General features: G+C 71.2%; 19 protein-coding genes. 11 read left to right on the top strand and 8 right to left on the bottom strand.

Annotated features, from left to right (window positions below):
- Positions 1-363 precede the first annotated feature (363 nt).
- From OG992_RS25705 to OG992_RS25695, 3 genes are all read left to right on the top strand, one after another.
- On the top strand, positions 364-534 hold the full coding sequence (locus OG992_RS25705; protein WP_167457767.1) for a DUF5679 domain-containing protein: 171 nt from the start codon (positions 364-366) through the stop codon (positions 532-534).
- A 220-nt stretch (positions 535-754) separates the two neighbouring features.
- Positions 755-1867: a TOMM precursor leader peptide-binding protein gene (locus OG992_RS25700; RefSeq protein ID WP_266304487.1), complete on the top strand. Its 1113-nt coding sequence runs from the start codon at positions 755-757 to the stop codon at positions 1865-1867.
- On the top strand, positions 1864-3210 hold the full coding sequence (locus OG992_RS25695; protein ID WP_266304486.1) for an AarF/ABC1/UbiB kinase family protein: 1347 nt from the start codon (positions 1864-1866) through the stop codon (positions 3208-3210). The genes OG992_RS25700 and OG992_RS25695 overlap by 4 nt, the downstream gene beginning before the upstream one ends.
- Before the next feature lie 338 nt (positions 3211-3548).
- Here the strand turns inward: OG992_RS25695 and OG992_RS25690 are convergent, their stop codons facing one another.
- The 3 genes from OG992_RS25690 to OG992_RS25680 all read right to left on the bottom strand — a co-directional run bounded on the left by OG992_RS25690 (position 3549) and on the right by OG992_RS25680 (position 6581).
- Entirely contained in the window at positions 3549-3914 is a 366-nt protein-coding gene (locus tag OG992_RS25690) for a WhiB family transcriptional regulator (protein WP_030490434.1), read from the bottom strand.
- Positions 3915-4044: 130 nt separating this feature from the next.
- A complete protein-coding gene (locus tag OG992_RS25685) occupies positions 4045-4293 on the bottom strand; it encodes a hypothetical protein (RefSeq protein WP_091406140.1) in 249 nt (82 codons plus the stop codon).
- A 122-nt stretch (positions 4294-4415) separates the two neighbouring features.
- Positions 4416-6581: an ATP-dependent DNA helicase UvrD2 gene (locus tag OG992_RS25680; RefSeq protein ID WP_238687458.1), complete on the bottom strand. Its 2166-nt coding sequence runs from the start codon at positions 6579-6581 to the stop codon at positions 4416-4418.
- A 92-nt stretch (positions 6582-6673) separates the two neighbouring features.
- Here OG992_RS25680 and OG992_RS25675 point away from each other — a divergent pair, with 92 nt between their 5' ends.
- On the top strand, positions 6674-6916 hold the full coding sequence (locus OG992_RS25675; protein WP_112681335.1) for a mycoredoxin: 243 nt from the start codon (positions 6674-6676) through the stop codon (positions 6914-6916).
- On the opposite strand, the gene OG992_RS25670 is transcribed toward OG992_RS25675, so the two are convergent.
- Entirely contained in the window at positions 6906-8273 is a 1368-nt protein-coding gene (locus OG992_RS25670; RefSeq protein ID WP_266304485.1) for an MFS transporter, read from the bottom strand. The genes OG992_RS25675 and OG992_RS25670 overlap by 11 nt on opposite strands.
- Before the next feature lie 213 nt (positions 8274-8486).
- Here OG992_RS25670 and OG992_RS25665 point away from each other — a divergent pair, with 213 nt between their 5' ends.
- The 3 genes from OG992_RS25665 (at position 8487) to OG992_RS25655 (ending at position 10270) form a co-directional block, all read left to right on the top strand.
- Positions 8487-9467 carry a helix-turn-helix transcriptional regulator gene (locus OG992_RS25665; RefSeq protein WP_238687460.1) on the top strand — a complete coding sequence of 327 codons (981 nt, stop codon included), beginning with the start codon at positions 8487-8489 and terminating at the stop codon, positions 9465-9467.
- A gap of 74 nt (positions 9468-9541) precedes the next feature.
- Positions 9542-9781 carry a DUF397 domain-containing protein gene (locus OG992_RS25660; RefSeq protein WP_266304484.1) on the top strand — a complete coding sequence of 80 codons (240 nt, stop codon included), beginning with the start codon at positions 9542-9544 and terminating at the stop codon, positions 9779-9781.
- Between the two features lie 213 nt (positions 9782-9994).
- Complete coding sequence (locus tag OG992_RS25655; protein WP_091406149.1) at positions 9995-10270, top strand: hypothetical protein; 276 nt, start codon at positions 9995-9997, stop codon at positions 10268-10270.
- 127 nt (positions 10271-10397) lie between these two features.
- On the opposite strand, the gene nudC is transcribed toward OG992_RS25655, so the two are convergent.
- The 4 genes from nudC to OG992_RS25635 all read right to left on the bottom strand — a co-directional run bounded on the left by nudC (position 10398) and on the right by OG992_RS25635 (position 15260).
- Positions 10398-11357, bottom strand: coding sequence for an NAD(+) diphosphatase (nudC, locus tag OG992_RS25650; RefSeq protein ID WP_238687461.1), 960 nt, complete (start codon positions 11355-11357; stop codon positions 10398-10400).
- A gap of 67 nt (positions 11358-11424) precedes the next feature.
- On the bottom strand, positions 11425-12768 hold the full coding sequence (locus OG992_RS25645; RefSeq protein WP_266304483.1) for a pitrilysin family protein: 1344 nt from the start codon (positions 12766-12768) through the stop codon (positions 11425-11427).
- A gap of 55 nt (positions 12769-12823) precedes the next feature.
- Positions 12824-14134: a pitrilysin family protein gene (locus tag OG992_RS25640; protein WP_238687463.1), complete on the bottom strand. Its 1311-nt coding sequence runs from the start codon at positions 14132-14134 to the stop codon at positions 12824-12826.
- Positions 14135-14144: 10 nt separating this feature from the next.
- Positions 14145-15260, bottom strand: a complete 1116-nt coding sequence (locus tag OG992_RS25635) for an LLM class flavin-dependent oxidoreductase (RefSeq protein WP_266304482.1) — start codon at positions 15258-15260, stop codon at positions 14145-14147.
- A 173-nt stretch (positions 15261-15433) separates the two neighbouring features.
- Between OG992_RS25635 and OG992_RS25630 the strand changes: the two genes are divergently transcribed.
- The 4 genes from OG992_RS25630 to OG992_RS25615 are packed head-to-tail and all read left to right on the top strand — an operon-like array spanning position 15434 to position 18584.
- A complete protein-coding gene (locus OG992_RS25630) occupies positions 15434-16498 on the top strand; it encodes an ABC transporter substrate-binding protein (RefSeq protein WP_266304481.1) in 1065 nt (354 codons plus the stop codon).
- Complete coding sequence (locus OG992_RS25625; protein ID WP_266304480.1) at positions 16495-17271, top strand: ABC transporter ATP-binding protein; 777 nt, start codon at positions 16495-16497, stop codon at positions 17269-17271. Before OG992_RS25630 ends, OG992_RS25625 begins: the two co-directional genes overlap by 4 nt.
- Positions 17261-18145 (top strand): ABC transporter permease, encoded by an 885-nt coding sequence (locus tag OG992_RS25620; RefSeq protein ID WP_266304479.1) that lies wholly within the window; start codon positions 17261-17263, stop codon positions 18143-18145. The genes OG992_RS25625 and OG992_RS25620 overlap by 11 nt, the downstream gene beginning before the upstream one ends.
- Position 18146: 1 nt before the next feature.
- Positions 18147-18584: an Rrf2 family transcriptional regulator gene (locus OG992_RS25615; RefSeq protein ID WP_238687468.1), complete on the top strand. Its 438-nt coding sequence runs from the start codon at positions 18147-18149 to the stop codon at positions 18582-18584.
- Positions 18585-18794: the final 210 nt, after the last annotated feature.

Below are 18794 nucleotides of genomic sequence, written 5' to 3'. Positions count from 1 at the left end.
CGCCATCTCGTCACCCTTGGTGAACCCCGATGGCACCGGCGCGCGGCACGTCTCCACCGTAGGTGATCACGGCCCCGGATGCCGCCGCGGGGGCACTCGCACGGGTGGCTGTCAGGGTTTGGTCGGCGTGTCCCCGCCAAACTGACTTATCCGACCTATTTCGCCATGCACACTCTCGACGTCGACTTGCTCACAGTGTCGATGCACAGCTGACATGGAACCGCCCAGACCTGGGTAGGGTCCGCGGACCAGCGGTCACGAAGGTGGCCGCGGAGTGAGACCCAGCGCCGGCGCCCCGTGTGGCCCGCCGCCGGGCACCCCGCCGGAACGGCATTGACCGGCGGACGAGACGAGGAGGGCACCGTGGCCGACCAGGCCCAGACGACCTACAACGGTTACTGCGTGAAGTGCAAGGAGAAGCGGGACTTCGAGGGGCACGTCGAGGTCTCGAAGACCGGAATGAACATGGCCAAGGGCAAGTGTCCGGTGTGCGGCACAACAGTGAACCGCATCCTGGGCAAGGCCAAGGTCTGACCCGAACGGGTGGACGGGGGTGGGGTGGCCGGGTGGCCACCCCACCCCCGTCGCCGGATCGGGAGCGCGTGCCACCGCTGCCAGCCCTGTCGGGTGACCGACAACAGGCGCGAGGGGCTGTGGAAAACCCGTCAAATCCTGTGGATAGCGCTGGACAGCGGCCTGACCGCCTGTGGACAACGATCGACTGAAAGCGAAGATGCGGTCACGATTCGTGACCATGAGCCGCACCGTACTGCCCCGCCCCACCCTGCTGCCCGGCCTCAACCGGCTCTGGCGGGACCGGCACACCCTCCAACTCGGCGTCGGCCCTGGGCCGGCCGCCCTACTGGAGCTGGCCAACCCCCGCGCCGCCCACCTGCTCGACCTGCTCGACGGCACCCGCAGCGAGCGGACCGTGCTGACCCAGGCGGCATCCGTCCAGGTCAGCGCTGACGACGCGCGTACCCTGCTCGACACCCTGCGGGCCGCCGGCCTGTTGGTGCCCGCGCACAGCCTGCTCCCCCGCGACCTGGCCGGTCCGGTCCGCGCCCGGCTCGCGGCGGAGGCCGGCGCGCTGGCCCTGGCCGCCGCCCGACTGCCCGGCACCCCCGCGCAGGTCCTGCGGAGGCGACGTGCGGCCCGCGTCCTGCTCACCGGCCCCGGGGCGCTCGGCGGGCCGCTGACCGTGGCGTTGGCCCAGTCCGGCGTCGGGCAGGTGATTCCCCAGCTCACCGGCTCGGTACGCCCCGTCGACCTGATCGGCACCGGCATCCCCGCCGCCGAACTGGGTCAGCCGCTCGCACCGGCGGTGCGGGCTGCGGTCAACCGCGTCGCACCGGGCACCGGCACCCGCCCGAGCCGCGCCGTACGGATCGACCTGGTGATCCAGCTCGGCACGGATCGGCCTCCCGCGCTGCTCGCCGCCGGTCTCGCCCAGCGCCGGCAGCCGCACCTGCTGGTCACACTGCGCGAAGGCGTACCGGTGATCGGGCCGTTGGTCCGTCCACCCGCCGGCCCCTGCCTGCACTGCGTCGAGCTGCACCGGGCGGACCGCGACCCGGACTGGCCCAGGCTCGCCGCGCAACTCGCCGCCGCCGACCCGGTGGCCGCCGCAACGACCGGCGCGCTGCTCGTCGCCTGCGGGTACGCCCTGACCGAGGCGCTGACGCAGCTGGACGGCGGCCAGCCGGAGACGCTGGGCAGTGCCATGGAGATCACCGGTGCCGGCCGTTTTCGTCGTCGGGGTTGGCCGCCACACCCGGCGTGTGGGTGCTCACGAGGCCGAGTGTCCGCACCAGCCCGGCCGCAGAGCAGCAGCGGGGCCCTCCGGTCGGTAACAATGACCGGGTGACCGACATCCCGCGCCGCGCCGTGTCCCGCACCGCCAAGCTCGCCGCCCTGCCGCTCGGCTTCGCCGGCCGGACCGTTCTGGGAATGGGAAAGCGCGTCACCGGGCTGGCCTCCGACGTGATCTCCGCGGAGATTCAGCAGCGCACCGCCGAGCAGTTGTTCAGCGTGCTGGGCCAGCTCAAGGGTGGGGCGATGAAGTTCGGTCAGGCGCTGTCGGTCTTCGAGGCCGCGTTGCCGGAGGAGATCGCCGCGCCCTACCGGCAGGCGCTGACGAAGTTGCAGGAGGCGGCGCCACCGCTGCCGGCCGCCAGCGTGCACAAGGTGCTGGCCGAGCAGCTCGGCCCCGACTGGCGGGACCTGTTCGTCGAGTTCAACGACGTCCCGGCCGCCGCCGCGAGCATCGGCCAGGTACACCGGGCGCGCTGGCGCGAGCCGGGCTTCGACGAGTCGGGCGAACCGAACAGCCGCGACGTGGCGGTCAAGATCCAGTATCCGGGGGCCGGCGACGCCCTGCTCGCCGACCTCAAGCAGCTCTCCCGACTCGGCGGAATGTTCCGGGCCATCCAGCCCGGCCTGGACGTCAAGCCGCTCCTGGCCGAGCTGCGCGAACGGATCACCGAGGAGTTGGACTACGAGTTGGAGGCCGAGTCGCAGCGCACCTTCGCCGCCGCGTACGCCGACGATCCGGAGATCTACATCCCGGAAGTGATCAATGCCTCGCCCCGGGTGCTGGTCACCGAATGGGTGACCGGCACCCCGCTGGCCGACATCATCCGCGAGGGCACCGAGGAGGATCGGGACGAGGCGGGCCGATTGATGGCCACCCTGCACCTCTCCGCGCCGCAGCGGGCCGGGCTGCTGCACGCCGACCCGCACCCGGGAAACTTCCGGCTTCTGCCCGACGGTCGGCTCGGGGTGATCGACTTCGGTGCGGTGGCCCGGATGCCGGAGGGCACTCCGGAGCCGATCGGTCGTATCGCCGCGACGGCCCTGCGCGGCGATGCCGACGAGGTGGTGGCGGGGCTGCGGTCGGAGGGGTTCATCGGCTCGGCCGAGGAGATCGACGCCGAGGGGGTGCTCGACTTCATCCGCCCCATGTTGGAGCCCATCGCGGCGGACGGTTTCCGGTTCACCCGAGCCTGGCTACGGGCCGAGGCGGGTCGACTGGCCAGCCCTCGCTCTCCCACGTACCAGCTGAGCAAGCGGCTCAACCTGCCACCGTCGTACCTGCTGATCCACCGGGTGACGCTCGGGTCGATCGGGGTGCTCTGCCAGTTGGAGGCGAAAGCCCCCTACCGGAGCATCCTGGAGCGCTGGCTTCCCGGCTTCGCCCCGGTCGCCTGACCATCGAGGCCCCGGCGCCTGAACACTCGAAAACCCGGCGCCTGAGGACATGGGGAAGGGCGGGTGCCGACCGGCACCCGCCCTTCTGCGTGAGGTGGTATCAGAGAACGCCCAGGTCGCGGGCCGCCTGGTTGCGGCCGGTCATGGCGACGGTACGGGCGGATCGGGTTGCCTCAGTGCTCGTGGTGGTACGACCGGCCTGAGGCCGGCGCATTCGAGCCCGGGTCAACGCTTCGTGGAGTAGTTGCATCTCGAAGGCTCCACTCGGAACGTTCAACATCGTTTTCTCACTCACTGCCGGTGTGCCACCGGCGTAGTTGGAACGGGTCGGGAACATGTCAGGCTGCCAGCCGGACCGCGCCACGCACCTCGGACAGCCCACTGGCCGCCAGGCGCGCCTCGGCCTCGACCCGAAGCTCGGCGTCACGGGCGACGTCCTCCTTACGCGGACGGCCACGGGGCCGCTTACGCGGGACAACCGCGCCACGCTCGAAGATCTCGCCGCCCCAGACGCCCCACGGCTCCGCTCGCTCAACGGCTCCGGCCAGGCATTCGACACGCAGCGGGCAGTCCCCGCAGAGTGACTTGGCCAGCTCGAGCTCGGTGGGCGAGTCGGAGAACCACAGGTCGGGGTCGAACTTCCGGCAGGGCAGGTTCGCCTCCATCTCGACGCTCATGTCGAGGGGGGCCAACGCCAGACTCATCTCCCGGTCACCTCTCTCTCACTTCGATCTCGTGGATCGCATTCCGACGTACTTACGGCGGGCAAAAAACTGAGGCCGCGGATCCCGGTAAGCGGGTTCCGCGGCCTCGAGGTGAGCCGGAGTCTGATGGTCAGACCGGTTTACCTCGAGGTGGAACGCCGCGGACATCCATGCGCTTCTTGGCGACCTGGATGCCATTGCCCGTGAAGCCACTGGTCCCCTCGACTCCAGCGGGCGCGACGGTCAGGATCAGCTCGGCCTGAACCTGGTGCACCTGTGGAACCGACGGTCGTGCAGCCGCAAGGGCCACCCGGACAGCCGACAGCGGAGCGCAGACAGACGGCATCGCCGCCAGACGCTCATAGGTGAAGATCTTCACGGGAACCACCTCCCTCACGTTCCTCGAATCGACTGGACCGCACCCCGTGAGCAGCCGGAATGGCGCCGCTCGCGTGGTGTGTCCTGAGGCTATTCCTCGCGCCGGGGCGAGGGCAAACGAATTTACGACGAGATTTCGAAAGTTTTCTCCGGGCAGACATCGTCCACCCCGGCACCGGCCACGAGGGCCAGCACCGACTCCCCGTAGAGGCCCAGCTTGCGCGGGCCGATACCGGCGATGGCGATCAACTCTTCCGACCGGCCCGGCCGCCGCTCGGCCAACGCGACAAGCGTCGCGTCGGTGAAGACCACGTACGCCGGGACCTTCTGCGCACCGGCCACCCGCTGCCGCCACTCGCGCAGCCGTTCGTGCAGCTCATCGTCTATGTCGGACGGGCAGGTGGGGCAGCGGCCGAGCTTGCGGTCCGGGCCGGCGAGCAGGGTGGCGCCGCAGATCCGGCAGGAGACGATCTGGGTCCGCCGTCGTTCGGGACTGCGGGCCGGAGCGGCGCCGCCGGTCGCCCGTTCGGTGCCGCCGGAGCGGTCCAGCTGCGGCAGGAACCGCGACGGCCGCCGGGCCCGGCCGCCCGGCGAGCGAGCGGCGGCGTACGACAGCCACAGCCACTCCCGGGCGCGGGTGATCCCGACGTAGAGCAGCCGACGCTCCTCCTCGACCTGTTCGACGGTCTTGGCGTAGATGGTGGGCAGGGTGCCCTCGGCGAGGCCGACCAGGAAGACCGCGTCCCACTCCAACCCCTTGGCCGAGTGCAGGGACGCCAGCGTCACGCCGTCCACCGTCGGCACGTGCTGCTGGGCGGCCCGGCGCGCCAACTCCTCGGTGAAGTCGGTGAGGGTGACCGGGCGCTCCACCGAGGCGGCCTCGCCGATCGGCACGACCTCGGGGGTGGCCGCGTACTCCTCGGCGAGCTGGACCAGCGCGGACAGCGCCTCCCATCGCTCGCGGGCGGCGCCGCCGGCCGGGGGCGCGTCCGGGGCCCAGCCGACGGCGGTGAGCGCCTCGACGACGGCGGCCGGCAGCGGTGTCTCCCCCGGGATCGAGCGGGTGGCCGCGCGCAGCGCGACCATCGCCTGGCGCACCTCGGTCCGTTCGAAGAACCGCTCCGCGCCCTGCACGACGTACGGCACCGCGGCCTCGGTGAGCGCCTTCTCGTACGCCTCGGACTGCGCGTTGACGCGGAACAGCACGGCGATCTCCTTCGCCGGCGTGCCCGCGTCGATCAGCGACCGGCAGCGCGCGGCCACCGCGTTCGCCTCGGCCGGCTCATCGGTGAAGATCCGCAGGTCCGGCTCGGGGCCGGGTGGGCGTTGCCCGCTCAACTCCAGCCGCAGGCGCGCCTCGGTGCCGCGGGCCTGGGAGATCACCGCGTTGGCCAGCCCGACCACCTGCGGTGTCGAGCGGTAGTCGCGGACCAGCCGGACCACTGTGGCGTTGCGGTGCCGGCGGGGGAAGTCGACCAGGTACGCCGAGGTCGCCCCGGTGAACGAGTAGATCGTCTGGCTGGCGTCGCCGACCACTGTCAGGTCGTTGCGGCCGGCCAGCCAGGCGTCCAGCAACCGCTGCTGGAGTGGGTTGACGTCCTGGTACTCGTCGACCACGAAGTGCCGGTACTGGGTGCGGATCTGCTCGCCGACGTCCGGGTGCTCCTCGATGCCCCACACCGCGGCCCGCAGCATGTCCTCGAAGTCGATCACGCCGTTCGAGCGCTTGAGCTGCTCGTACGCGGTGAACACGTCGGCGACCTTCGTCGGCTCGTGCGGTGTGTCGCGCAGTGCCCGGGCCGCGGCCACCACGTAGTCCGTCGGCTCGACCAGCGACGACTTCGCCCACTCGATCTCGCCGGCCAGGTCGCGGGCGGCGGCCCGGTCGGTACGCAGGCCGACCCGGGCGGCGGCGAGGGTGACCAGTCGTACCTTGCTGTCCAGCAGTTCGGGCATGGCGCGGCCGGCCAGCAGCCGGGGCGCGAAGTACCGCACCTGGCGCAGCGCGGCGGCGTGAAACGTCCGGGCCTGGACACCGCTCGCCCCGAGCAGAGTGAGGCGGTGTCGCATCTCGGCGGCGGCGCGGGCGGTGAAGGTGACCGCGAGCACGTGCCGGGGAGAGATCTCCCCGGAGAGCGCCCGGTGGGCGATTCGGGAGGTGATCGCCCGGGTCTTGCCGGTGCCGGCGCCGGCCAGGATGCAGACCGGGCCGGCGGGTGCGGTCACGGCGGAGCGCTGCTCCGGGTCCAGCCCGGCGAGCACCTGTTCCGACGCTGAGTGAACCACCACAACCAGGAATCATCTCAGCTCCTCCCAGCGTTGCAGCGAACAGGCTCGGCTTGATCCGCAAGCCGCGGCCGGAGGAGTTGGAGGATCCGAGGATGCTGACGATGTATTCCACCCCCTGGTGCGGCTACTGCCACCGGCTGAAGTCGCAGCTCGACCGGGAGGGCATCGGGTACGAGGTGGTCGACATCGAGCAGGACCCGAAGGCCGCGGACTTCGTGATGAGCGTCAACGGCGGCAACCAGACGGTGCCGACGCTGCGCTTCGCCGACGGCAGTGCCCTGACGAATCCCTCGATCACCCAGGTGAAGCAGCACCTGGAGACGCTCAACGCCTGATCTTCCGGTTCATTCTCGGTGCGCGGCCGCCCCACCCGGGGCGGCCGCTCGTCGTGTTCGGGAACGGGTGGCCGCTGTCGGTGGGTGCCGGAAGCCCGGATCGGTCGGCGTCCTCGGCCGGACGGCGAGGTGCCGGAAGCGTCGGGCGGGTGGGCGGCGTCGGCGGGCGGGCCCCGCCCGGCGCGCTCAGGTGGCGGCCCCGCCACAGGTAGCTGCCAGCGGCGAGGGTGGCCACCCCGACCAGCGCGAACAGCAGCCGGTAGTCCACGAACCCGACCAGCAGGGCACCCGCCCCGATGGAGACCGCCTGCGGCCCGCTGACCATCGCCTGGGTGGCCGCGGCGACCCGACCGACCAGCGACGGCGGCGTGCGGCGCTGGATCAGCGTGTGCAAACCCACCATCGTCAGCGGGAGCGAGACCCCGGCCAGCAGCACCGCGGCGAACCCGAGCCACAGATCGGGGAACGCGAGCGCGAGCGCGGCCGGAGAGAAGAAGGCGACTCCGGCGGCCAGCGTGCCGACCTCTCCGAGCCGGCGGACCAGCGTCGGTGAGCAGAGCCCACCGAGCAACCCACCGACGCCCTGCACGGTGACCAGCACCCCCACGAACGCGGCATCCCGGTGCAGCCCCTGGTCGACGTAGGCGAAGATGAGCGACTCGCTGAAGCCCATCACCAGTGACCCGAGCCCGTAGCCGAGCAGGGCCCGTCGCAGGGCCGGCTCACCGGCCAGGTGCCGCAGACCGGCGCCCAGTTCGGCCGGCCACCGTAGCCGTACTGGCGGTGGCAGCCGTTGCGGGGTGGGCAGCGCGGTGACCACCGCCGCCGCGGTCAGAAATCCGACCATGCCGATTCCGGCCAGAACCCACCCACCGAGCGCCGCGTAGAGCGCCGCGCCCACCAGCGGTCCGACCAGCCGGATCCCCTGACGTACGGTCTGCAGCACGCCGTTCGCGTCGGCCAGCAACTCGACCGGCACCATCTCGCGGATGAGCCCACTGAGCGCCGCGCCGAGCGTGATCGACGAGAGTCCGTACAGGGCGGCCACCAGATAGACGACCCAGACGTCGCCAGCGTCGCGGACTGTGAACAACGGGGCGAGCAGGGCCGCGGTCAGCACGTTCGCGGCCACGAAGAACGGTCGGCGCGGGTAGCGGTCGACAACCCAGCCGACCAGCGGCGCCAGCGTCATCGGCGCGATGACCGCGAAGATCGTGGCACCGGCCAACCCGTTCGAGCCGGTCAGATCCTTGACCCAGATGGCGAGTGCGAGCAGCAGGATCGACTCGGCGGTCATGCTGGCCAGCAGGCCGCCGAAGAGCAGGCGGAAGTCGGGTCGGCGCAGGATCGTGCGCATGGGTCCCTCCGGCGGGATGGCTGCCCAGGTGGGCGAGGTCGACGGGCCGCGACCGCGGGTCCGTCGTCATCCGGCATTCCCGTGGTGCGATTTTCGCAAGACACGCCCTCGCCGGAACCTCCGACACCGGTCGCGCCGTCCATACTGACCGTGGGGGGCGAATTTCATACAGTTACCGTCGCGTCTGCGGCGGTCGACGGGAAAGAGGACACTGTGCCTCCTGCCGCACCCAGCCCGATCCTGCGTCGTCGCCGGTTGGGCGTCGAGCTGCGCCGCCTTCGTGAGGCCGCGGGCCTCACCGGCGATCAGGTCATCGAGCGTATCGGTTGGGCCTCCGCGTCCAAACTGTCCCGCTTGGAGAACGGCCGCAGCCGACCGGACCCGCAGGACGTCGGCGACCTGCTCGACCTCTACGGCGCCGACCAGGCGCTGCACGACGAGCTGCTGGGCATCACCAACGAGGCCGGCGACATGCGCGGCTGGTTGAAGAACTTCCCGGTGATGACGCAGCAACAGCGCGGTTGGGCCGAGTTGGAGGCGGGCTGCGCGGAGATCTCCGAGTACAACCCGGTGCTGGTGCCGGGCCTGTTGCAGACCCCCGGGTACGCCCAGCTCCGGATCATGTCGGCCCGACAGGTGAACGCGGGCGCGGGCGAGCCGGAGCCCGGCGACGAGCCGGAGACCGAGGTGCAGGCGCGGCTGGCCCGCCAGTCGCTGCTGACCCGCGAGCCGCACGCTCCCCGCTACACCGCCGTGTTGGAGGAGGCGGCTCTCGGCCGCCGGGCCGGGCCGCCGGAGGTGCTGCACGAACAACTGCTCCAGCTCTGCGAGTTGGCGCTGCTGCCCAACGTGGCCCTGCACGTGCTCCCCCGGGACACCCAGATCGGCAATTGGTACCTTCCGCCGACCGCCTTCTCGGTCTATCGGTTCGCCGATCCCCTCGATCCGGAGACATTGGCCATCGAAGGTGGCTTCACCGACGTCATGTCGACCGAGTCAATCACGCTAAATCGCTATAAAGTGGTGTTCGAGTGGCTATGCACGGCGGCACTTAACGCCTCGGACACCCTCTCCTGGCTGATCGAGGCGACGGGACGGCTGACCGAGGCGACGCCCCCATCCACAGTGGCGTTCGGGCCGGCAACGGCGCCGACCCAACGCCGCAGGGAATCAGGGCGACTGACGGACCGGTGATCCACGGGGGACCCTCCGTCGGGACGTGCGGCACCACTCGTCCCATCGGATCGCTGCACATCAGGAGCAGAGCCATGAACGAAATCCGCAACACGCCGTCCGTCTCCGCCCGCTCGTTGGCGGACGCCCCGTGGCGTACCAGCACACGCAGCCAGACCTCCAACTGCGTGGAGGTCGCCCCACTGGCCACCGGCCCGTCGGCGGTCGCCCTGCGCGACAGCAAGGACCGGGGCGGCCCGGTCCTGCTGTTCAACCGCGCCGGATGGCTCGGTTTCATCACCGGGGCGAAGAAGGGCCAGTTCGATCTGAACTGATTCGGTGACTGGTACGGGGCCGTCGGCGCACTGCCGGCGGCCCCGTCGCTGTGCGACCCGGCGACCCTGCTGAGCAGCCATCCGCCGATCGGACGAGGCTCGAAACCGATAGGCGCGTTTCAGTTGCTGGGACGAACACGGGGCGTAACATGACCCTCGAGTACGTGGAACTTCCACACTGGCTCATCCGTCGCGGTTCATCCGGAGACCCTCATGCGGTTCCTGATCGTTCGCACCGACATCCGCGCCGTCGCTGACGGGGACATCGCCGCCGCCTGGGCGGACGGCCACCGACTTCGCGACGAGACGACCACGCCCGAGCCACGCCGGCAGATCGTGCACGCCGAGGACCGGGACGCCGCGCTGCTGCTGGCCCGCGCCCTGGCCACCGTCGGCGCGGTCCGCGCCGGCAAGCAACGGGTCAAGGTCCTCCCGCTGATCGAGTCGCGGCCCGCCTTCCGACACAGACCGGGCCGCACCGGCACCTGATTGCACAGGTCGTCCGTCGTGGTCGGACCGGCTCCCCCGCCGCGTTACTCGCACCCGCCGACCACGACGGCCCGTGTTCCCGGCCCGTGACCGCCGCGGCAACGGCGGCCACGGGCCGGGACCGTGCTCAGCTGTCGGCGTCCACCCAGCCGTCCAGCCAGCGGTGGATGAGGAACAGCGCTATCGACGACGGAGGCGGCAGGATCAGCCGGGCCCCGTCGCCCACGTCCACCGTCTGCCCGGCCAACGCCGCCCCGATCTCCCCGCGGGAAAACCACCTGGCGTACGCGATCTCGGACGGGTCGACCCGCACCGGCTCGGTCGGGTTCGCGGTGGCCAGGAAGCCCAGCATCAGCGAGCCGGGGAACGGCCAGGCCTGGCTGCCCACGTACCCGATGCGCTCGACCCCGATGCCCACCTCCTCGCGGACCTCGCGCAGCACGGCGGCCTCCGCCGACTCCCCCGGCTCCACGTAGCCGGCCAGGCAGGAGTAGCGGCGACCACCCGGGGTGCCCTGCCAGCCGGCGTTGTTGCCGAGCAGGCAGCGGCCGTCCGGGCCGTCCACGCCGTCGTGGACGAGCACGATCATCGCCGGGTCGGTACGCGGCCAGATCCGCCCACCGTTGCGGTCCACCCGGGACCAACCCGCCTCGTCCATGGCGGTCGGCGCGCCGGTGCTCGTCGAGTAACCGTGTCGGGTGTGCCAGTTGACCAGCGCCAACGCGGTGGTGAAGATGCCGGCCTCGCGGTCGGCGAGCAGGTGACCCACCTCCCGGAGGTGGACCGCCCGGGTCCCCGGGATCGCCGGCAGCGGCGCGTCGACAGCGAAGACCGGCACCCCGTCCGGCTCGACACCCAGGAACATCGCCATCGACTCCGACCCGGCGGGCACGTCAGCCGACCCGAACAACACCAACGTCGGAGGCGACGTCTCGGTCCGGGCCAGGGTCCGACCCTCGTCGGTCGAATCGAGCAGCAGCACCCGGGCGCGCAACCACGCCTCGGTCAACCACTGCGAGTCACCCCGCCGGTGCGCGGCCCGATCCAGCGTGGACCGCGCCAACGGCGGCGCCGCCTCCCCGCTCACGCCGCCGCTCCGCTGCTGAGCCCCATGGTTCGCTCACTTCGCTCGCTCACGCCAGCGCTCCGCTCGCTCACGCCTTCTGCTCGGTGTGAACAGTGGTCAGCGCGGCCAGCCCGGGGGTGATCCGCTCCGCGTCGCCGAGCACCACTATCGCCGCCCGAGCCGGGGCCAGGTAGCGGGCTGCCGCCTGCGCGACGTCGTCGATGCTCGCCTTCGCCAACCTCGCCGCGTACTCGGCGAGGAAGTCCAGGCGCAGACCGTTGCCGGCGTACGCGCTGGTCAACGCCGCCAACCCGGCCTGGGTGGACATGCCGAGCTGGAGGGTGCCCAGGGCGTACTGCCGGGCCTGCTCCAACTCCTCTGGCTTCGGCGGCAGCGACGCCAACCGACCCAGCTCGTACGTCGTCTCCAGCAGCGCCGGGCCGGTGACCTCGGTGGCCACGTCGGCGGCGGCGACCAGCACCGACCCGGCGACCGAGTGCTCGATCACCGAGTGCGGGCCGTACGTGTAGCCCTTGTCCTCGCGGATGTTCTCCACCCACCGGGAGGAGAAGTAGCCGCCGAAGATCAGGTTGGCCAGTTGCAGCGGGGCGTGGTCCGGGTCGGTGCGCGACACCGCTGGCAGCGCGATCCGCAGCGAGGACTGCACCGAGCCCGGCCGGTCGACCAGCAGCAGTGGCCCCGGCTCCAGCGGCGGGGTCGCCGGCAGCTCGGCCACCCGCCCGGCACCCGACCAGCCGCCGAGCGCCCGCTCGGCCGCGTCCAGCGCCTTCTCCGGCTGCACGTCACCGACCAGCACCAACTGCGCGCCGGTCGGGTGGACCCGCTCCGAGTGCAGGGTGCGCAGCGCCGCCGGTCGGACGGCACGGATCTGGCCGGGCTCCGGCGTCTGCGTCGCGTACGGGTGCCGGCCGTAGATCCGCTTCAGCAGCGCCTCCCGGGCCAGGTGCGAAGGCTGGCTCTGCGCCACCTGGATCCGGTCGACCAGCCGGTCCCGTTCGGTGGCCACCTCGTCGCTGGGGTAGCTGGCACCGGTCAGCACCTCGGCCAGCAGCTCCAGCATCCGGTCCAGACCGGTGACCAGCCCGGCGCCGGAGAGCATCAGCCGGTCCGGGTCGACGCCCGCGGACAGCCCGCCGCCCACCTTCTGCAACTCGGCGGCGATCTGCACGCTGGTCATCGACTCGGTGCCGGAGAGCATCGTCTGCGAGAGCATCGCGCCGCGGGCCAGGTGGACCCGACCGAACGGCACCCAGAGCCGCAGTTCGACGAGGGGTACGGCGGGCCGGCGTACGGCGATCACTGTGAGCCCGTTGCGCAGTGTGCGCTCGGCCTGCTTGGGCACCTTGAGCTTGCGGGTCGGCCCGAGCGGCGGCAGCGTACGCGGACCGGCAGGAGAAGTAGCGATACTCACTGTGTCACCTTCGTTCGCGACTGTGGGGCTCGCAAAACCGGCTCGCTCCTCGCGCTCACCGAACGCCTCCGGCGATGACCTCGATGGCGGCCCGGCGCTCCGGGCGCACTGTGGCCGCGGCGGCCCGGACCTGCTCCTCGGTGACCTCGCCGACCAGCCGGGGCAGTTCGTTGAGCAGACCCGGTTCACCGCGTTGCTGCTCCAGCACGGCCATCCGCAGCGCCCGACCGAGCACCGCGTCGGTGTCCCGTAGCAGGTGGGTCGCCATCCGGGCCTGGGTGCGGGCCAGTTCACCGTCGGTCAGCCCGTCGGTGGCCAGCCGGTCCAGTTCCTCGTCGATGGTGCGCAGCACCTTGTCCACGTCGCCACCGGGCGGCAGGTGCGCCTGCAACAGCAGCGCTGTGGGGTCGCGGACGTCGAACGGGTCGCCCATGAAACCGATGTATCCGCCGAGGCTGGTCACCGTGCGGTCCCGCTGCACCAGTCGTTCGACCAGCCGCGACGCGTCGCCGTCGGTGAGCACCTCGGCCAGCACCACGTACGGCAGGTAACCGGCGAAGTCGGTGACCGGGTCGGGCACGCGCCAGGCGCCGGCCACCGCCGGCAGCGGCGCCAATGCATCGGTGTACGAGGTGCGCCGCTCGGCACTCAGGTCGGGTTCGGTGAAGTCCGGCCGTTGCGGTGCCGGTCGGGCCGGCACGTCGCCGAAGTGCCGGGTGACCAGCTCGGTCGCCTCGGCCACGTCGATGTCGCCGCTGACGGCCAGCACGGCGTTGCCGCTGGCGTAGTAGCGGCGGAAGAAGTCCGCGGCGTCGGCGACGGTCGCCGACTCCAGGTCGTCGAAGGAGCCGTAGCCGTCGTGGGCGTTCGGGAAGGTGTCGAACATGACCGGCGGCAGGGTGAGCCAGGGGAAGCCGCCGTACGGCCTGTTGAGGACGTTGACCCGGATCTCCTCCTTGACCACGTCGACCTGGTTGCGCAGGTTCTCCTCGGTCAGCCGGGGCCCACGCATCCGGTCCGCCTCCAGGAACAGCGCGCGCTCCAGCGCGTTGCTCGGCAGCGTCTCGAAGTAGTCGGTGTAGTCCAGGTGGGTGGAACCGTTGAAGGTGCCACCCGCGCCCTGCACGTGCCGGAAGTGGGCCAGCTTCTCCAGGTTCTCCGAGCCCTGGAACATCAGGTGCTCGAAGAGGTGGGCGAAGCCGGTACGCCCCTCCGGTTCCGAGCGGATGCCGACGTCGTAGACCACCGCCACCCCGATCACCGGGGCACTGCGATCGGGGGTGAGCACCACCCGCAGGCCGTTGTCGAGGGTGAACCGCTCGACCGGATACTTCGTCGCTGGAATTCTGGATCTCCGCGCCGCCACGGAGTCGACCCTAGCGCGTCGACACCTCCGCCACCCGCGACCTTCCCGGAGCCGCCGCGACCGGGGCTGTCACCAGGGGCAGCACCTCGGCGCCGACCCGCTCGGCCTCCTCGCGGTGCGGCCAGCCGGAGAGGATGAACTCGTCGACGCCGAGCGCGGCGTACTCGTCGATTCGGGCCGCGACCTCGGCGTAGCTGCCGACCAGCGCGGTGCCGGCGCCCTCGCGGACCAGGCCGACGCCGGCCCAGAGGTTCGGTGCGACGGTGAGTCCGTCGCTGCGGCCGGCGTTCAGCGCGGCCATCCGGGCCTGACCCACCGAGTCCATCCGGCGGAACCGGGCCTGGGCGGCGGCGATCCGCTCCGGGCTCATCCCGGCCAGCAGCCGGTCCGCCTCGGCCCACGCCTGCGCACTGGTCGGACGGGCGATGACGTGCAGGCGGAGGCCCGTGCGCACTGTGCGGCAGTGCTCGGCGGCGAGCGCCCGGACCCGGGCGACCCGGGCCGCGATGGACGTCGGTGGTTCACCCCACATCAGGTACACGTCGGCCTGCCGGGCGGCCACCGTCTCGGCAGCCGGGGACGCGCCGCCGAAATAGACCGGCGGCGGCGCGGCGAGCGGGGTGGCCAGGCCGCCACCGTCGACCCGGTAGTGCTTTCCGGCGTAGTCGAACGGCCCGCCGGCCCAGGCACGGCGAAGCACCTCGACGAACTCGCCGGTGCGCGCGTAACGGTCGTCGTGCCCGAGGAAGTCGCCGTACGCCCGCTGCTCGGCCGGGTCGCCCCCGGTCACGATGTTGAGCGACAGCCGGCCACCCGAGACGGCCTGGAACGCCTCGGCCTGCTGGGCGATCAGGGTGGGCAGCGCGAAACCGGCCCGGACCGCGACCAGCATGCCGAGCCGCTCGGTGTGCTGGGCGACCGCCGCGCAGACGATCCACGGGTCGGGGCAGCCGGCGCCCACCGGTGTGAGAACGGCGGTGAACCCGTTGGTCTCGGCGGCCCGGCCAACCTCGGCCAGGTAGGCCACCGTCGCGGCCCGGTCGTGCCTCGCGGCGCCCGCGGTGACTGTGGCGGCACCGACCTGGTCGCCGTCGCCGGAGGTGGGCAGGAACCAGTGGAAGGTCATCGCGAAGTCGCCTCTCTGCCGGTGACCGAATGACGGTTACCCTAGCAAGCTGGTAGGAAATACCGACATAACTGAGACGCGCCATCCCGCCATGTGGATGAGCCTTGACGCTGACCGCAGCCTGGCCCACTCTTCCTACCAACTAAGTAGGAATACTGCGGATTGGATGGACGATGAGACGGCTCCCCCTGCGCCGGTTGGTCACCCTGGCCACCCTCGCCGCCCTCGGCGCGGCGACCCTGGGCAGCACCGCCGCGTGCGGCGACGACAGCGATGGCGCGGGCGGCAGCTCCGGCCCGGTGACGCTGCGCCTCGGCTACTTCCCCAACATCACCCACGCGCCGGCGGTCGTCGGCGTGGAGAAGGGCATCTTCGCGGAGAAGCTCGGCACCGACGTCAAGCTGGACCCGAAGACCTTCAACGCCGGTCCGGCCGCCATCGAGGCGGTCTTCTCCGGCGCGCTGGACGCCACCTACATCGGTCCGAACCCGACGGTGAACGCCTTCTCCAAGTCAAAGGGCGAAGCCGTCCGGGTCATCTCCGGCGCGGCCTCCGGCGGCGTGGCACTGGTCGTCAAGCCCGGCATCACCGGGGCGCAGGACCTGAAGGGCAAGAAGATCGCCACCCCGCAGCTGGGCAACACCCAGGACGTGGCGATCCGTTACTGGCTCAAGCAGCAGGGCCTCACCACCACCAAGGAAGGTGGAGGCGACGTCAAGATCGTGCCGCAGGAAAACGCCCAGACCATCGAGACGTTCAACAGCGGCGCGATCGACGGTGCCTGGGTGCCCGAGCCGTTCGTCTCCCGCCTGATCAACGCTGGCGGCAAGGTGCTCGTCGACGAGCGCGACCTGTGGCCGGACAAGAAGTTCGTCATCACCAACCTGCTGGTCAGCACCAAGTTCCTCAAGGCGCACCCGGACGTGGTGCAGAGGCTGGTCGACGGTCAGGTGGCCGCCAACGAGTTCGTCAACACCAAACCGGAGGAGGCGCAGCAGGCCATCTCCGACGCCATCGGCAAGATCACCGGAAAGCCGCTGGACCTGAAGCTGATCAAGCAGGCGTGGCCGACGTTGGAGTTCACCAACGACCCGATCTCGTCCTCCCTGAAGGCAGGGCTCGACCACGCCGTCGACGTGGACCTGACCGAGCCGGTGGACCTCAAGGGCCTGTACGACCTGAAGTACCTCAACAACGCGCTCAAGGCGCAGGGCAAGTCCGAGGTCGTCCAGCCATGACGTCGACGACGACGCCGCGGAGCGCGACCACAGCGGTCGCGCTCTCCGGTGTGACCAAGGTGTACGGGCGCGGGGCGAACGCCGTCCTGGCCCTGGACGGTGTGTCGCTGAACGTCGCGCCCGGCGAGTTCGTCTGCCTGGTCGGCGCGTCCGGCTGCGGCAAGAGCACCCTGCTCAACCTGGTGGCCGGGCTGGACCGGGTCAGCGGTGGGCAGATCACCCTGGCCGGCGACGCCAACCCGGGCCTGATGTTCCAGGAGCCGGCGCTTTTTCCGTGGCTGACCGTCGACGCCAACGTGGAGGTGCCGCTCAAGCTGCGTCGGCTCCCCCGGGCCCAACGCCGTGAGCGGGTGGCCGAGCTGCTGCGGACGGTGCACCTTGCCGACTTCGGCCGCAAGCGCCCGCACGAGCTCTCCGGCGGAATGCGGCAGCGGGTCGCGCTCGCCCGCACGCTGGCCCTGGACACTCCGGTGCTGCTGATGGACGAGCCGTTCGGCGCGCTGGACGCGATGACCCGGGACATCCTGCACGACGAGCTGGAACGGATCTGGTCCGAGCGCAAACTCTCGGTGCTCTTCGTGACGCACAACGTCCGCGAGGCGGCCCGGCTGGCCGACCGGATCATCCTGCTCTCCAGCCGACCCGGCCGGATCATCTACTCCACCGAGGTGAACATCCCGCGCCCTCGCCGGATCGACTCCCCCGAGGTCGCCGCCATCGCCGCCGAGGTCACCGAGCGGCTCCGTACGGAGGTGGGCCGCCATGGCCAGTGACACCCTGACCAGTTCGGCGCGTACCGACGCGGAGATCACCGGCCTCGACGCGCTGGAGATCGCCGGTCGGGACAAGGAGGTCTCCCGGGGCGCCCGGATCTGGGCGGCCACCTGGCCCAAGCTCGCCGCCCTGGCCATCACCATCGCCGCCTGGCAGTTCGTGGTCTGGACGGGTTGGAAGCCGCCTTACTCGTTGCCGGGGCCGCTGGAGGTCGGCCGCGAGTTGCTGACCCAGGCCCAGGGCCCGCAGCTCTGGGAAGGCATAGCCACCACGTTGCGCCGGGCCGCCGTCGGGTACGTCTTCTCGGTAGCCGTGGGCCTGCTGCTGGGCCTCGCGGTAGCCCGGTCCACGGTGCTGCGCGCCGCCATCGGCTCGATGATCACCGCGTTGCAGACCATGCCGTCGATCGCCTGGTTCCCGCTGGCCATCCTGCTCTTCGAGCTGAGCGAGAAGGCGATCTTCTTCGTGGTGGTGCTCGGCGCGGCACCGTCCATTGCCAACGGGGTGATCTCCGGAGTGGACTACGTGCCGCCGCTGCTGCTACGTGCGGGCCGCAACCTGGGCGCCCGAGGGCTCAACCTCTACCGTTACGTCATCGCACCGGCCGCCCTTCCGGCGATCGTCGCCGGCCTCAAGCAGGGCTGGGCGTTCTCCTGGCGCAGCCTGATGGCGGGTGAGCTGCTCGTGGTCGGCATCTCGCAGACCTCGCTCGGCGCCCAGCTCACCTACTCCCGCGAGTTGTCCGACTCACCCTGGCTGCTCTCCACGATGATCGTCATCCTGGTCGTCGGCCTCGTCGTGGACGCCGCGTTCGGCGCTGCGGACAAGGCGATCAGGCGCCGCTGGGGCGTACTGGACCAGGCCGGTCAGTGACGTGTTCGTCTCCGCGCGCAGCGACTACGCGCTCCGGGCGATGCTCGCCGTCGCTGCCGCCGGTGGTGGCGGCGACGGCGACCGGGTCGGGGAGTTGGTGAAGGCGGCCAGCCTGGCCGAGGTGCAGGACATCCCGCTCAGCTTCCTGCAGGGCATCCTGCTCGACCTGCGCCGGGCCGGTCTGCTGCACAGCCATCGTGGCGCCGACGGCGGGTACGCGCTGACCCGCCCAGCCGACGAGATCACCGTCGGAGACGTGCTGCGTGCGGTCGGCGGCTCGCTCACCACGGTGCGCGGCCTGCCGGCCGAGCGGGCCGGCTATCACGGAGTGGCCGCCGGGCTCACCGACGTCTGGCTGGCGGTACACGGGGCGATCGCCACCGTGGTCGACAGCACCACCCTGACCGACCTGCTCACCCACGCCCCCACCACAAGGTGAGTCCCGGTCACACCCCGAGCTCCGCGATCTTGCACTTACTGTCCCCGCATAAGAGACATTTCGATCATATCCGCGTCCGAAAGTGCAAGATCGGCGCATCGGGAGGGGGCTGCGGGGGCGTGAGGCGATGTGGCCGGGCCGGTGCCCCGCCGACCCGACCACATCTCGCACCGATCCTGACCGGGCCTGCCCCTCCGCCGGCACCGGTAG

The sequence above is a fragment of the Micromonospora sp. NBC_00362 genome, assembly GCF_026342155.1.
Classification (GTDB): Bacteria; Actinomycetota; Actinomycetes; order Mycobacteriales; family Micromonosporaceae; genus Micromonospora; species Micromonospora hortensis.
Note: the sequence above shows the minus strand (reverse complement) of the source record. Positions and strands in the feature narration are given on the sequence as shown.

What these genes read in the sequence shown, in the direction of transcription:
- OG992_RS25690 (WP_030490434.1), bottom strand. Translation starts at nt 3,914, where the DNA reads ATGAGTCTGGCGTTGGCCCCCCTCGACATGAGCGTCGAGATGGAGGCG.
- OG992_RS25700 (WP_266304487.1), top strand. Translation starts at nt 755, where the DNA reads ATGAGCCGCACCGTACTGCCCCGCCCCACCCTGCTGCCCGGCCTCAAC.
- OG992_RS25660 (WP_266304484.1), top strand. Translation starts at nt 9,542, where the DNA reads ATGAACGAAATCCGCAACACGCCGTCCGTCTCCGCCCGCTCGTTGGCG.
- OG992_RS25625 (WP_266304480.1), top strand. Translation starts at nt 16,495, where the DNA reads ATGACGTCGACGACGACGCCGCGGAGCGCGACCACAGCGGTCGCGCTC.
- OG992_RS25620 (WP_266304479.1), top strand. Translation starts at nt 17,261, where the DNA reads ATGGCCAGTGACACCCTGACCAGTTCGGCGCGTACCGACGCGGAGATC.
- OG992_RS25675 (WP_112681335.1), top strand. Translation starts at nt 6,674, where the DNA reads ATGCTGACGATGTATTCCACCCCCTGGTGCGGCTACTGCCACCGGCTG.
- OG992_RS25670 (WP_266304485.1), bottom strand. Translation starts at nt 8,273, where the DNA reads ATGCGCACGATCCTGCGCCGACCCGACTTCCGCCTGCTCTTCGGCGGC.
- OG992_RS25655 (WP_091406149.1), top strand. Translation starts at nt 9,995, where the DNA reads ATGCGGTTCCTGATCGTTCGCACCGACATCCGCGCCGTCGCTGACGGG.
- OG992_RS25635 (WP_266304482.1), bottom strand. Translation starts at nt 15,260, where the DNA reads ATGACCTTCCACTGGTTCCTGCCCACCTCCGGCGACGGCGACCAGGTC.
- OG992_RS25630 (WP_266304481.1), top strand. Translation starts at nt 15,434, where the DNA reads ATGAGACGGCTCCCCCTGCGCCGGTTGGTCACCCTGGCCACCCTCGCC.